The following is a 14778-nucleotide window of genomic DNA, read 5'->3' as shown; positions in this document are numbered from 1 at the left end:
AAAAAAACCACTTTCAACAAAGTGGCTTCTATTTATATCAGCTTTTCCATACTGGAGAGGCTGTGCTTTTTCTGAAATTCCTCAGCTTTCGCTCTAATGAATCTTAAGGCATAAGGAAGAAGATAAACGAGCGCTAGACCGATTAAACGTTTTCTCCAGCTGGTGCTTTTAAGATTTTTTCTTGCCATAGTTCCGACGAGGGCCACACCGCCAAGCTTCAGGGTGCTTTCTAACAGATTGCTTTGCAAACCGGTGTTGTCAAACGCTATTATCGAATTTCTTGCACTGTTACGGACTAATTTCTGACCAAGCTCCTTTACAATGTTACCTGTTTTCAGGGCTAATTTGGTATCACCTTCCTCAGTGGTTTTTTCGGTAAGAAAATTGTCTGTGAAACCGTGGGTGAAAGCACTTAAACTCTCTTTGGTGTTCTCGAAAGTCAGCAGGTCTTCCAGATCAGAAACTTCCTTTTTCAGAAGTTCTTTCTTTCTGCGCAGTTCATCGAGGCTGTTATATTTAGTTGCCATAATTAATCGTTTATTGCTTTTATAATACGGTTTGCTACATTATTGGTAATGCTTTTCCTGGCCAGTATCACGACGATTAAGATGAGCAGGTAGAAGCCCGCCATAATCAGGACACCATAAGCATAATTACCCAGCAGTGAGCCAATCCACAATCCTAATCCGATATTAAGTAAAAATATAAAAAACAGCGCCGCAATGGCAGCCAAAACAATAAAAGTAGCCGTTCCGGCACCTACTGATGATTTTTCGGTAGCCTGTAATTTCAGCAGGTCGATGCGTTTTGAAGCATAATCTTTTACAATATCAATCATTGGATTTCAAAATTTTTTGTGAATTTACGAAAAAAGGAAACTTAAGAAATTAAGTTTCCCTTTAGTTTAATTGAATCGGATTAAAAAGGCGAAATTACTTAAGCCCGTCTAATTCCGTTTCAATATCTTTAGAAACTTCAGCTACCGTATTTGCAGCCTGGGTTTTATATTTGTCGTAACCTTCTTTTACAGAAGTTACTACTTTATCCGTTGTTTCCTTTACCTGTGATGAGATGTTGTTGTACTGGTCTTTTACTTTCTCAGTAACCTGTCCGTACTGGTCTTTAGCCTGATTTGCCAAATCATCTGCTTTATCCCTTATTTTTTTTCTGGTTTCTTTACCTTCTTCAGGAGCGTAAAGCATTCCTAAAACTACACCCGCTGCAGCACCTGCTAACAGACCGGCTAATACTGCACCTGCATTGTTGTTACCTTTTTTTGACATTTTGTTTATTTTTTAAAGTTAAATTTTTATTTACTCTTTGGTAAAATATGGTAACAAGGAAAGTGCCAAATCCCCGGAAAAATTATTAAACTATTGTTAAAGTGAAAATTTTGAAAGTTTTTGGTTAAGTCCCTAAAAAGGTTTTATATAAGAGAGAATCAGCGCAATGGTTTGCTCTTTATTAATCAAAGTATTATCAATAAGAATGGCATCGGCTGCCTGTTTCAGTGGGGAGATTTCCCGCTCACTGTCGATTTTATCTCTTTTGATTAAATTTTCCTTTACGGACAGCTCATCTGTAATTTCTCCCATTTCAGTAAGTTCCCGATGGCGGCGCCTGGTGCGTTCATCCACGCTGGCGGTAAGAAAAAACTTGTAATCTGCATCCGGCAGAATCGTGGTGCCGATATCACGTCCGTCCATAATAATGCCGCCGTTTGCAGCGATTGAACGCTGGGTTTGCAGTAAAAATCCTCTCACTTCCGGCTGTTTTGCGATAAAGCTGACGTAATCTGAAACCTCGGGAGTTCGGATCTCCTTTGAAATATCTTTTCCGTTAAGGTAAAGCTCAAGATTACCATCAACTTCTTTAAATTCAAGATTCAGTTTTTCAAGGCAACTGAATAAGGCATCAGTGTCAACAGATTTATCGTCCCTAAGACAGTTTTGTAACGCAAAATAGGTGATACCACGGTACAGCGCCCCGGTATCCAGGTGAATCAATCCCAGTTTCTTGGCTATAATTTTAGAAATTGAGCTTTTTCCTGTGGACGAATATCCGTCGATCGCGATAACCGGTTTTCTGTTCATAATTTTATCTTCTGTTTCCGCCAAGTTCAATCAGATCCATCGTGAGGCCGATCATGTTCATATTCGAGGCGCTGTGGTACCTTACATGAGCATAATCAAACCTGAATGAGGAAATTTTAACCCCAAATCCTGCAGAAATCCCGGCAAAACTTCTTTGATCGAGCACTGCCATCTCATTCCCGCGTTTTACATTATAACCTAATCTTATGTTGAATGCATCTTCCGGGAAAAACTCTGCACCGATGGAAAAATGGTCGAAAATCTTTCTAAAGAAACGAACTTCCTGCCCATTGTTATTGTATTCCGATGAAATGTCGAATTTTTGCAGATCGTGAGCAGTTACCGTAACAGCTACAGGAAACTGCTCCAGAATTTTGGAGTAACCCAAATCGATCTTCAGGGGCAGCCGTTCTCTTGTTCCGTTGTAGGTTTTAAACTGGTAGCCAAAATTTCTGGCAACTAAAGAAACGGTTTCCTTTCTTTTTTTTAAATGATAAGTGATGCCACCCGTAGCTGCAATTGCCATCGATGTGTAGTTGTCAATTTTTGAAGTTACTAAATTCAGATTTCCACCCACGGTCCAGTCATCCTCAAACTGATAGGCGTAACCTACACCCACAGCTGCGTCTGTCGCTGAGAATTCACCGTTAATCTCTGCATTCTCATCAGTCCGTGGCATCTTTCCGTAATCCATATATTTTGCATGAGCGGAAATAAGGTGTCCGTAGCCTAAATCTTTTGCGTAAGAGACCGTCCCGTATTTGGAATCAGCAAGATAAGATGCAAAGCTGATTCCGATCCGGTTTTCCATCTCAAGATTATTCAGAGAAGGGTTCGCAGCCAGAAAATTGACGTCGTAATCCCTTACAGAAATTGCATCACCACCTAAAGCTGCCTGCCTAACTGAGACTGGAGTATTGAGGAAAGGATAGATGTTTTCGCCGTTTTGCGCAAACAGAACAAAGTGTGACAATACCGCAGAAATGGCAAAAAGCGACTTAATTTTCATAGATCTTCTTTGCAAAAATAACTTATTTTAAAATTGGTTAAAAGATGCAGACTAAATTTATTTGTATTAACGAGATTATCGACATTTGATTATATTTGCAAAACCTAAAATTAAACTTTAAATGAAATATAAAAGAATCCTTCTAAAGTTAAGCGGAGAAGCCTTAATGGGAAGCAGGCAGTACGGAATTGACAACGACAGGCTGAAAGAATACGCTGAGGAAATAAAAAAAGTTGTGGATTTGGGCTGCCAGGTTGCCATCGTCATCGGAGGAGGAAATATTTTCAGGGGTTTATCTGGAGCTGCAAACGGTATGGACCGTGTACAGGGAGATTATATGGGAATGCTCGCCACAGTAATCAACGGTATGGCTTTGCAGGGTGCACTGGAAAATTTAGGAATATACACAAGGTTGCAAAGTGCAATAGAAATGGATAAAGTTGCCGAACCTTTTATCAAAAGAAGAGCCACAAGGCATTTGGAAAAGGGTAGAGTCGTTATTTTTGGTGCCGGAACGGGAAATCCTTATTTTACGACAGATACTGCAGCAACCTTGAGAGCCATCGAAATAGGTGCTGATGTCATTTTGAAAGGTACCAGAGTAGACGGAATCTACGACAGCGATCCGGAAAAAAATGAAAACGCAGTGAAGTTCAATGCTCTATCTTTCGAAGATGTTTTTGCAAAAAATCTTAAAGTGATGGATATGACGGCCTTTACCTTAAGCCACGAAAATAAGCTGCCGATCATCGTTTTCGATATGAATAAAGAAAATAACCTTTTGAAAATCGTGCAAGGCGAGCAGGTTGGTACTTTGGTTAATTAAAAATATATTAACTGTAAATTTTAACATCAAAAATAAAATAATGGAAGATTTAGATTTAATAATAGAAACGGTAAAGCAGGAGATGGATTCCGCGATGAAGCACCTGGACCACGCTTTCCAAAAAATACGTGCGGGACGCGCTTCTACAACAATGGTGCAGGATGTGATGGTGGAATATTACGGTGCGCTAACGCCGATCAATCAGGTGGCAAACGTTTCTGTACCTGATGCCATGACGATTTCGATCCAGCCGTGGGACAGAACTGCTGTCAACGCGATTGAAAAGGCCATCATCAATTCCAATCTTGGTTTTGCACCGTCAAACAATGGTGATAATATCATTCTGAATGTTCCGCCTTTAACAGAAGAACGGCGCAGAGACCTCGCAAAACAGGCAAAAGCTGAAGGTGAGCAAACCAAAGTGACGCTGAGAAACGCGCGGCAGGAAGGTATGAAAGAACTTAAAAAACTTGAGGGCATCTCTGAAGATATTATAAAGGACACGGAAGCATCAATACAGGAATTGACCGACAAATACGTGAGAAGTGTCGACGAACACGTGAAAGTGAAGGAGGCAGATATCATGAAAGTTTAATCTGTCCAGAAAACAGAAATAAATAGAAGCCGTCTCACGAATAGTGAAGCGGCTTTTTTTTGCGATTTATCCCGACTATTGATGGAAGAGAATTTTTGTTTAAACCATTCTCCGCCTACATCGTACGGTTTTGAGACATTTAATTTTTATTACTGATACCTGGCGTGCTCCTTAGGTTTCTGGAATTTTTCGATTAGCGGCTTAAAAAGTGTGCGGTATTTTTCAATATCAAACAATTGGGAATCGGTCAGCGCTTTTATGGTCAGCCACAGCCCAAACGGGAATAGAATCAAATTTGGCAGCCAGGCCGCGAGATAGGGATTCATTTTTCCTTTCCACGAAAGGTTTTCCACCGTAAGATTCATCACATAAAAAATAATGAATATCACAATAGCCACCACCACCGGAACTCCCATTCCTCCCTTACGGATGATGCTGCCCAAACTTGCCCCAATCAAAAAGAAAATGATGCACGTGAAGGAATATGCAAAAATCCTCTGCTGGTAAATGATCATCTTGTTGTAGCCCTTCACCATCCCTTTGATCTGCTCTTCTTTTGTCGAAAGTTCGTTTTTCTGAGATTCAATCTTATTGTAAGCAGAGTAGAGTACATCCAGCTTTTTCTGTTTTTTTAAAGTGTCGATTTTATATTGGGCGACAACCTTTTTAGGCTTTTCTTTTGAGGACTGGATGATGTTGACATAGTTGTTCGCATTGCTCACCATTGATGTTCCGAGGCCCTGCATCACTTCATCATTGTCCTTTTTTGTCTTTACAATGGTTTTGTTGATCTGGTTATAAGTCTGGAAACGGTAATCGTCGGTAATCTGCTCTTTTTCGATGGCTTTATTAATAAGCTCGCTCACATCAAAATGCAGCACAAGTGTATCGAATTTTACTGACTGGTTTGGCTGTTTTAACCTTTGGTTGTAATCTTTGTTTCTGTATTCGTCCTCGTACACATAACCGTTATAAAGTAACAGCTTTAAATAGTTTTTGTCGCCGGCCGGGACAAATCTTCCGTTTTTTGCAACAACTGCCTGCTGGTTTTCGTAAATATTAGTGGATTTATGAATGAAAACGCCTTCCACCTTTTCCCCGCCTTCACCTTCAATTTTATCAAATTTTACGGAAAATCCCGGAATTTGATTGATGAACTGTCCCGGAGTGAAATTGAGTGCGGGTTTCGTGGCAGCGATGTTGTAAAGCATGTTTTTTGCCTTCCGCTGAAAATCTGGGGTGATATTATTCTGAAAGAAAAAAAGTATCGTTGCGAGAATGGTGGTAACGATGAAAAGCGGCGTCATCACCCGTGTAAGGGAAATTCCGGCGGCCTTCATTGCGGCCAGTTCATATCTTTCGCCAAATTCACCAAAAGTCATGATCGAAGAAAGCAAGATCGTAAGCGGCATTACCATCGAAACCACGCTAACGCCCATATAAAAAAGCAGTTTTGTAATTTCCCAGTAGGTGAGGCCTTTACCCACGAACTGCGCCATCTGGATCCAGATGATATTCACGATAAAAATGAAAAACAGAACGCTGAAAATGAACAGGAAAGGTCCAAAAAAAGTTTTTATGATATAGCGGTCGAGGATTTTCATTGGCGCAAAAATAAAGAAAAAGTCACAAAGTTTGCACCCTGTGACTTCCCTAATTAAAACCAAACCTCTACAGTTCGGTAATGATATAGTTGGAGTATTGATTTTTGTTGAACTTGAACAGATCTGCAGACAGATTCTGGTTCGTTTTGTAATCTGAAACTGCAATAACAGCTACATCGTTGTTTGTTGCATACTGCTCAACTTTTACCAGTTGATTTTTTGTTGTGTTGACGTAGATGTAAACACTTTTGATGCCGTTGCGTTTTACCGGAGTCAGTTCTATAAGGTCTGCGTTTACGCCATTTACCGTCCTTTTACCAATATATCTTGTGTTGTATTCTTTTTTATAAGAATTTAGGTAATTGGTTGGTGAGAACATCATTTCACTTCCGTTGGTCTTAGCAATCGTCACTTCCTGGTCTTCCGCGCTGATGTTGTAAACTTTGCTTCCGTCAAAAATCTGCTCAATGCCCATGATTTTCAGTTTGTACTGGGAAGGTGTGGTGTAGAAAATTCCCGTCTGCGTCTTTGATACTTTTCCGTTAGCACCAGTTCCGTATGCAAACTTGAAATAAGTGTTTTTATTGGCTTTGTATTTGGCGGAAACTGCATCCAGGATAGATTTTGATTTAGCATCAGCTTTTTGGGCTAAGGCAAAAGTGGCCATGCCGAAAGATAATGCTGCAACTGATATTTTTTTAATCATTGATCTCATCTTTTTAAATTCTTTTATTATTGATTTCTGCTTTTTTGATTTGAATTTTTCTTTAAGGTTAAATGTTTTATTTTAATTTAAACCTTTGTTTAAAAATTTCAAGATTTATTTTTTCAAAAAACGTTCCAAGAATTATTAAAAGGATGTTAAAGTGGAAAGATCAGTTCTTCAAATTTTGAAGGAAATCCTCCAGTGAGGACAAATCCGAAATCATCACTTCTCTGGCTTTGGCACCGTTGAAACCTCCCACAATACCGCTGGCCTCAAGCTGATCCATGATCCTGCCAGCTCTGTTGTAACCGAGTTTCAGCTGTCTTTGAAGCATCGAAGTGGAGCCCTGTTGCGTAGAAACCACAATTCTGGCCGCTTCTTCAAACAAAGCATCTTTCTCATTCGGATCGAAAGCTCCAACGCTGTTTGATGGGTCGTCTGAAGGTGCTTCCGGAAGAATAAATGCGGAAGAATAGCCTTTTTGCGCACCGATATACTCCACGATTTTTTCTACTTCAGGCGTATCTACGAAGGCACACTGCAGGCGGATGATTTCATTACCGTTAAAATAAAGCATATCACCTTTACCGATCAGCTGGTCTGCACCCGGAGAATCAAGTATGGTTCGGGAATCCACACTTGAAATCACTCTGAACGCTGCTCTCGCCGGGAAATTAGCCTTGATCATACCGGTGATCACATTTACAGACGGCCGTTGTGTCGCAACGATTAAATGAATGCCGACGGCTCTGGCAAGCTGGGCCAAACGGGCAATCGGGTGTTCAACTTCCTTACCTGCCGTCATAATTAAATCTGCAAATTCGTCGACAACGAGAACGATGTACGGCAGGTAGCGGTGGCCGTTTTCCGGATTGAGTTTTCTTTCGCTGAATTTCTTGTTGTATTCTTTTATGGTTCGGCAGAATGCGTTTTTCAGCAATTCATAACGCGTATCCATTTCCACACAAAGGGAGTTCAGGGTATTGATGACTTTGTGCGTATCGGTAATAATCGCATCTTCGGCATCCGGAAGTTTCGCGAGGTAATGCCTTTCAATTTTTGAGTAAAGGGTAAGTTCAACTTTTTTAGGATCCACCATTACGAATTTCAGTTCGCTCGGGTGTTTTTTGTAGAGAAGTGAAGTGAGAATCGCGTTAATTCCAACAGATTTACCCTGGCCTGTGGCTCCGGCCATCAGCAGATGCGGCATTTTTGCAAGGTCTGCCATAAAGATTTCATTTGAAATGGTTTTACCGAATATCACCGGCAAATCCATATCAGAATTCTGGAATTTTTGAGATGAAATCACACTTCGCATCGAAACCATCGTCGGCGTTTTTCTCGGTACTTCAATTCCGATGGTTCCTTTGCCGGGCATTGGTGCAATAATCCGGATCCCAAGTGCAGAAAGATTAAGTGCAATATCATCCTGAAGCTTTTTAATCGCTGCCACACGAATCCCGGCTTCCGGTACAATTTCGTAAAGGGTTACGGTGGGGCCGATCGTGGCTTTAATCTCAGAAATTCCAACGTTGAAATTTTTCAGCAAACCAACGATACGGTTTTTATTTTCTTCAAGTTCTTCTTTATTGATTGAGATTTCTTCGTTACCGTAATCCTTCAGCAATTCGATTTTAGGCATCTGGAAATTTGCCAGATCCAGTTTGTGGTCGTACAAACCGTGCTCTTTTACCAGATCTGCAGATTTTTTATCAATCTCATCCAGTTCATCAACTTCCTGTGCTACTTCAACTTTGAAATCGAAATGATCTTCTGTTTTCAGATTTTTTGATGAAGTTGTAGCGGTGGCAACTGCAGCGGCATCGGCCGGGCTTAAATCAAGACTTACAGACTTTGGTTCTTCGGTTTCAAAAGAAGTTTTGTTCGGGGTAGAAATTGTTTCTATCTCGCTAGATACTGTAACTTTTGGGAATTCCTTCGGAGCAATATTATCAGCCGGTTGCGCTGCAGTTGGTTGTTTTCCCGATTCTTGTAAAGGTTTACTTTGTGAAGGTTCTGCATCATTTGCTATCTCCTCAAGTTCCTCGTCAGCTTCAAATTTTTCATTGCTGGGAAGCATGTTTTTTACGCGGCCAATGGTATTTTCATTCAGTTCACCCAGTCGATGACGAACAGCACTCGGACGGAGGTTGAATTCCAGAATAAAATATAAAATAATACCGGCAGCCAGGACCAGCCAAAGACCGATTACACCAATGATCGATTTCAAGAAATCCATCACCTGAAAACCATAAACGCCGCTCAAAACGCCTTCACCTTTTGTAACTGCTCCCAGGAAAATTGGTAGCCAACAGATAAAAAACAGCGAGTGGCCGATCGTTTTCCACGGTTTGAAATATTTTTTCTTTAAAATTAAAGTCCCAACCATGAAGAGGAGAAAAGCTACGATGAATGCAGCAACACCAATACTTTCAAAAATGAAGAAATTTCCCAGCCAGTCGCCGACTTTACCAATAAGGTTTGAAGATTTCACGGACTTTTCGAGCATAGTCCCGGCCTGGCTTTGGTCGGCCTTCCAGTTCAGCAGGTAGGAAATGAATGAGAGGAAGAAGATTATCGCGATAAAGATGAATAACAATCCAAAAAATATACGCGGTTTCGAGAGGGTTTTATTGTTGCTGTCAGGGTTCTGCGCCTGTTTGGTCGTGGTTTTCTTTTCCATAATGTCAGTCTCGGGCAAATTTAAACTTTTTAGGCCATAAATTCAATTTTCATAATAAAAATGAGAATCTGTCCGGTTTAGCTCACCCTGGAAAAAATCATGGGTGCAAATTCGCTTTTTAAATATATAGAATGTATTTTTGCAAATCATCAAATTTATTATGAAGAAAATCCAGGACATACTGATCTCCACCAGAATGATGGCGGTTTTGCTTTTGGTGTATGCCATAGCAATGGGTTACGCCACATTTCTTGAAAACGACTACGGAACCCCTACTGCGAAAGCACTGATCTACGAAGCCAAGTGGTTTGAGCTGATCATGCTGCTCTTAATCCTGAATTTTATCGGGAATATCTCGAGATACAGGCTTTGGAGAAAAGAGAAATGGCCGGTTTTGGTATTTCACCTTTCTTTTATTCTGCTTTTTATCGGCGGGGCAGTTACCAGATATATCAGTTATGAAGGGATCATGCTGATCCGCGAAGGTGAAACGTCAAATGAAATTATTACCGACAAGAATTTCTTTAAGATACAGATTGAGAAAAATGGCGATGTGCTGAATTACAAGGATATACCGTACCTGATGTCGCCGCTTCACAAGAATTTTAAATCTTCATACGATTACCACGGTGAGAAAATTTCTGTGAAAGCCCTTGATTATATTCAACGAAAAAAAGACAGCCTTGTTGCTGATGCAAACGGCCAGGAATACCTGCATTTTGTTTATGCCGGAGATAATGGAAGGGTAAATTATTTCCTGAAAAATGGTGAATCAAAATCGCTGAAAGGTACTTTAGTGAGCTTCAACCGACCGATTGATGGTGCCATTGAATTCAAGTCTGAAAACGGACACCTGATGATTAAAACTCCTGTAGATGCAGAATATATGACGATGGCAACGCAGAAAAAAGACAGCGTGAAAGGAAATGAATACCAGCCGCTGGCCCTTAGAAGCCTTTACACCATTGGCAATGATATCAGGATTGTAGTTCCCGAAGGCATCAGAAAAGGTAAACTGATGGCTTACGAAGGCGACCGCAAGAAAGATCAGGCAGTTCCGGACGCCCTTACAATAGAAGTTCAGGGGCCGAAAACAAAACAGGTTGTAGAATTACCGGTGGAAAAGGGGAACCCGAACCTTTTCAAACAAATTACTTTGGATGGCATGAATATTATGGTAGGCTTCGGTCCGAAGATTTATAACACACCGTTTGCGCTTAAACTCGATGATTTCGTGATTGAAACATATCCTGGAAGTTCCTCGCCGAGTGCTTATGAAAGCCACGTTCAGATCATTGATGAAGGCAGGCAGACACCGTACAAAATTTATATGAACCACGTTCTCAACCATAAAGGGTACCGTTTCTTCCAGGCCAGTTTCGATCAGGACAGAAAAGGGACGCACCTTTCTGTTAACCATGATTTCTGGGGAACTTTAATCACTTATATTGGTTATTTCTTCCTGTTTACATCCATGTTTATGATTTTCTTCTGGAAAGGAACCCACTTCTGGAAACTGAATTCAATGCTCAAATCCATTAATAAAAAGAAAACTGCCGCAGCTGTTGCCCTGGTTTTAACCTTAGGTTTAAATGCTCAAAAAATTGAAACCCACGGCACGGATGACGGAAGTGGCAAAAACAAAACCACAGCACAGCAGGAAATACACACGCACCCGGACGGAAGCGTGCACGACAGCAACCACCAACCCGTAGATGTTCAGCCACAGCAGACACAACCGCAACAAAATTCAGTAGCGAGGTCGTTCCAGACCATGCGGATGATTACGCCGGATGAAGCGATTGCGAGGGTGAAAATTTCAAAAGAGCACGCCGATAAATTCGGTTACCTTTTGGTGCAGAATATTGAAGGAAGGATCGTTCCGATCAATACGCAGGCGTTGAATGTTCTAAGAAAACTTTATAAACACGATACTTTCAAAGGAAAAGACGGTAAGTCTCTCACGGCCGAACAGTGGTTCCTTTCCATCAATACCGACGCGCCAAGTTGGGCGATGGTTCCTTTAATCAAGGTAAGCCAAGGGGGTGACCGGCTGAAGCAAAAGGTGAAAGCCAACGAAGACGGTTATACTTCGCTGATGAATATGTTTCCTTCTGATGCCAACGGAAACCTGACTTATATTCTGGAAGAAGATTACCAAATAGCTTTTAGAAAGAAACCTGCTGAACAGGATATGTATGACAAGGGCGTGATTGAACTGAATGATAAAGTTCAGATTTTCAATGAATTTTTCAGTGGCCAACTGATGCGGATTGTACCGGTGAAAAATGATCCGAACTCAACATGGCATTCATGGCTGGACCAGAATTTCGAACCGGACATGGAATCCCAGGCCGTGATGGGCCCTTATTTTTCAGCCGTTCTTGATGCACAGAATAGCGGAAGCTGGGCAAAAGCTGACGCTGAGCTTAAAAAACTTTCAGAATATCAGCAGACATGGGGCAAAAATGTGGTTCCAGCCAAGCAAAAGGTAGATTTGGAAGTGTTCATGAATAAGATCAATATCAACTTCAAACTGCTTATTTTCTATACATTAATCGGAGGGTTGCTGGTAGTTTTAGGTTTCATTGAACTTTTCAGGCCAAGTCAGGTTCTGCGAAAAATCATTAAGGCCTTGATTATTATCGGCAGCGTGGGTTATTTCCTTCAGTTTTTGGGATTGGCCGGCAGATGGTATATTTCCGGACATGCTCCGTGGAGTAACGGGTATGAGGCGATTGTATTTATCTCATGGGTGGGTATTACGGCAGGTCTGGTTCTATACAAAAACTCGAATACTCTGATTCCGGCGGCCGGATTTATGGTCGCAGTTCTGATGATGGGCTTTGCACACGGCGGTTCAGCACTCGATCCACAGATTACACCTTTGGTTCCGGTACTTAAATCATACTGGCTGATTATTCACGTGGCAATCATTGTGTCGAGTTATGGATTCTTCGGCCTGTCGATGATTATCGCAGTCATTTCGCTTTTATTTTACATCATAACCAATCGGGCAAATTTTAAAATTCACGACAGTACAACCATCAGGGAGCTTACAATTGTTTCAGAAATGTCGCTTACGATTGGGCTTTATGCTCTTACCATTGGTACTTTTATGGGAGGCATCTGGGCCAATGAATCCTGGGGCAGATACTGGAGCTGGGACCCGAAAGAAACCTGGGCCTTTGTTTCCGTGATGGTTTATGCGTTCGTTCTTCACATGCGTTTGGTTCCTGGACTGCGCGGAAGATGGGCATTTCACGTAGCAGCGCTCTTCGCAATCTGCTCAGTGTTTATGACGTATTTCGGTGTGAATTACTATCTTTCAGGGCTTCACTCATATGCCACCGGCGACCCAATCCCGGTGCCAATCTGGGTGTATTTAAGCTTGGCCACGATGTTTATAATTTCGGTGTGGTCTTATTTTAAATATAAAAAGTTTCACAGTAACAAGGCTTAAAACTGTTTTAATAATTTAAAAACGGCTCTCTCATTGAGCTGTTTTTTTTATAATAAATATTTCTATATACCTTTAATTTTTAATTGAATATGTCGAAATATAAAATCCAAAAGTCACCGTTTGCAGTACCAACCACCGACGGAAAACTGATTGAAGAACACTGGGGAAATTCCACCGGTAATTCAAATGTTTCCATAGCGCGCATGGTGGCACCTGCTGGTTGGAGCGAGCCGCATCAAACCCCGGAATTTGATGAATTCACCTATATTATTTCCGGCAAAAAACAGTTTGAAATCGACGGAGAAACGGTAGTTCTTAGGAAAGGGGAAAGCATTTGGGTTCAGAAAGGCGCCCGGGTGCGCTACAGCAATCCTTTTGAAGAGGAATGTGAGTATATGTCGCTTTGCCTGCCGGCGTTTTCGCTGGATTTGGTCCACAGAGAGGAGCGTTAAACCGCGTGGGCGAAGTGGATCACAAAATTCACTTCATTTTCTAAAGAATGTGCTTCGGTATTATGACCATATTTGACATTCTTATTTAAAAGCACCTTCGCCGCCGCAAAATTTGGTGAACTTTGGGCTAAAAACTGTGAGCACCTTCTGCCAAAATTACATTCCAGGCGCCGGAAAATTATGCCGGAAAAACCTCTGTGAAAATCGGCGTAGTGTGTGCGGTTCTCGGGAGCTTAAATCACAACACCAAGTTTTTCCAGTTCTGTCTGCAAGTCCGTCTCCTCCGTCACATGCACCGTGATGAATCCCAAAGTTTTTGCAGCTTCGATATTTTTCGCGTTGTCGTCAATAAACACGGATTCTTCTGCCTTAATGTTGTAGCGATCCAGCAGTAATTCCCAGATTTTCGGATCCGGCTTTATCAGTTTTTCCTCGCCGGAAACCACGATTTTCCCTTTGAATAATTCGAAAAAATCATAATTCGCCAACGCGTAAGGAAACGTTTCGTGCGACCAGTTGGTCAGTCCGAAGAGTTCGTAATCTGTATCGGCCAGTTTTCTTAAAACTTCCACATTTTTAGGAATATCCGAACGCAGCATCGTGGTCCAGTTGTCGTAATAAGCACGAACTTCTTTTTCCCAGTCCGGATACTTTTCAATCAGAATTTCAGTTCCCTCCTTTAAAGTCCTTCCGCGGTCCTGCTCTGCATTCCAATCATCCACGGCGACATTTTTCAGGAAAAATTCCATCTTTTCATCATCGTTGAAATAATCTTTAAAAAAATAACGCGGGTTCCAGTCCATCAGAACTCCGCCAAAATCGAAGATAATGTTTTTAATTGCCATAATATGGGTTTTAAACCACAGCACATGATACCTGTGGATTTTAAGTTTTTTCCCTGTTTAAATTAATCAATATTCAAAACTATAAAATTCGTACCCGTTTTCTGTTAACCGTGCATTAATATGCTGCAAACCGTTGCTTAAAATAATTTCTTTTGCTCCAATTATAGAGTTGTAGCGGGCAGTCTGTTCAAATGTTTTCTCGGTGAGTTTTATTACGGGCGCTTTGCATTCCACTAGAATTTTCGGAAGTGTTTTTTCTGTAATCAAAAGGTCGAGTCGTTTGGTAAGGCCGTTCAGTACTACTTTTTTTTCGCTTACAAGTGCGGAAGCCGAGTAGCCCTTCACGGTCAGGAAATGGTGTATCCAGTGCTGGCGAACCCATTCTTCGGGCGTGAGCAAAAGCCACGATTTTCGGGGTAAATCATAAATAAAAAATTTATCTTTGTCTTTCCTGAATTTAAAATCAAAAGTTTCCGCAAAGTTCAGTTTCGGAAGTTCCATC

14 protein-coding genes are annotated in these 14778 nt (G+C 41.2%); 4 read left to right on the top strand and 10 right to left on the bottom strand.

Annotation, left to right across the window (positions count from 1 at the left end):
• Positions 1–32: 32 nt before the first annotated feature.
• The 5 genes from CKV81_RS02100 to porQ form a co-directional block, all read right to left on the bottom strand.
• Positions 33–527 (bottom strand): phosphoribosyl-ATP pyrophosphatase, encoded by a 495-nt coding sequence (locus tag CKV81_RS02100; protein WP_095069940.1) that lies wholly within the window; start codon positions 525–527, stop codon positions 33–35.
• A 2-nt stretch (positions 528–529) separates the two neighbouring features.
• Positions 530–838, bottom strand: coding sequence for a phage holin family protein (locus tag CKV81_RS02095; RefSeq protein ID WP_095069938.1), 309 nt, complete (start codon positions 836–838; stop codon positions 530–532).
• Positions 839–932: 94 nt separating this feature from the next.
• Positions 933–1283 carry a YtxH domain-containing protein gene (locus CKV81_RS02090; protein WP_095069937.1) on the bottom strand — a complete coding sequence of 117 codons (351 nt, stop codon included), beginning with the start codon at positions 1281–1283 and terminating at the stop codon, positions 933–935.
• Between the two features lie 132 nt (positions 1284–1415).
• Positions 1416–2093, bottom strand: a complete 678-nt coding sequence (gene cmk / locus CKV81_RS02085) for a (d)CMP kinase (protein ID WP_095074147.1) — start codon at positions 2091–2093, stop codon at positions 1416–1418.
• A 4-nt stretch (positions 2094–2097) separates the two neighbouring features.
• Positions 2098–3102 carry a type IX secretion system protein PorQ gene (gene porQ / locus CKV81_RS02080; protein ID WP_095069935.1) on the bottom strand — a complete coding sequence of 335 codons (1005 nt, stop codon included), beginning with the start codon at positions 3100–3102 and terminating at the stop codon, positions 2098–2100.
• 121 nt (positions 3103–3223) lie between these two features.
• Between porQ and pyrH the strand changes: the two genes are divergently transcribed.
• Positions 3224–3928 (top strand): UMP kinase, encoded by a 705-nt coding sequence (pyrH, locus tag CKV81_RS02075; protein WP_095069934.1) that lies wholly within the window; start codon positions 3224–3226, stop codon positions 3926–3928.
• Positions 3929–3968: 40 nt separating this feature from the next.
• Positions 3969–4523, top strand: coding sequence for a ribosome recycling factor (gene frr, locus CKV81_RS02070; protein WP_095074144.1), 555 nt, complete (start codon positions 3969–3971; stop codon positions 4521–4523).
• A 149-nt stretch (positions 4524–4672) separates the two neighbouring features.
• On the opposite strand, the gene CKV81_RS02065 is transcribed toward frr, so the two are convergent.
• The 3 genes from CKV81_RS02065 to CKV81_RS02055 form a co-directional block, all read right to left on the bottom strand.
• Positions 4673–6127 carry an LptF/LptG family permease gene (locus CKV81_RS02065; protein ID WP_095069932.1) on the bottom strand — a complete coding sequence of 485 codons (1455 nt, stop codon included), beginning with the start codon at positions 6125–6127 and terminating at the stop codon, positions 4673–4675.
• A gap of 67 nt (positions 6128–6194) precedes the next feature.
• On the bottom strand, positions 6195–6842 hold the full coding sequence (locus CKV81_RS02060; RefSeq protein ID WP_095069931.1) for a LolA family protein: 648 nt from the start codon (positions 6840–6842) through the stop codon (positions 6195–6197).
• Positions 6843–7002: 160 nt separating this feature from the next.
• On the bottom strand, positions 7003–9516 hold the full coding sequence (locus CKV81_RS02055; protein WP_095069929.1) for an FtsK/SpoIIIE family DNA translocase: 2514 nt from the start codon (positions 9514–9516) through the stop codon (positions 7003–7005).
• Positions 9517–9676: 160 nt separating this feature from the next.
• On the opposite strand from CKV81_RS02055, the gene ccsA reads away from it, so the two are divergent.
• Complete coding sequence (gene ccsA, locus CKV81_RS02050; RefSeq protein WP_095069927.1) at positions 9677–12979, top strand: cytochrome c biogenesis protein CcsA; 3303 nt, start codon at positions 9677–9679, stop codon at positions 12977–12979.
• An 89-nt stretch (positions 12980–13068) separates the two neighbouring features.
• Positions 13069–13431 carry a cupin domain-containing protein gene (locus CKV81_RS02045; RefSeq protein ID WP_095069925.1) on the top strand — a complete coding sequence of 121 codons (363 nt, stop codon included), beginning with the start codon at positions 13069–13071 and terminating at the stop codon, positions 13429–13431.
• A 233-nt stretch (positions 13432–13664) separates the two neighbouring features.
• Here CKV81_RS02045 and CKV81_RS02040 read toward each other — a convergent pair whose 3' ends face one another.
• Positions 13665–14276 (bottom strand): HAD family hydrolase, encoded by a 612-nt coding sequence (locus tag CKV81_RS02040; protein WP_095069923.1) that lies wholly within the window; start codon positions 14274–14276, stop codon positions 13665–13667.
• Between the two features lie 66 nt (positions 14277–14342).
• Positions 14343–14777, bottom strand: coding sequence for a type I restriction enzyme HsdR N-terminal domain-containing protein (locus tag CKV81_RS02035; RefSeq protein WP_095069921.1), 435 nt, complete (start codon positions 14775–14777; stop codon positions 14343–14345).
• Between the last annotated feature and the right edge of the window lies 1 nt (position 14778).

This window comes from Chryseobacterium taklimakanense (assembly GCF_900187185.1).
Classification (GTDB): domain Bacteria; phylum Bacteroidota; class Bacteroidia; order Flavobacteriales; family Weeksellaceae; genus Planobacterium; species Planobacterium taklimakanense.
Note: the sequence above shows the minus strand (reverse complement) of the source record. Positions and strands in the feature narration are given on the sequence as shown.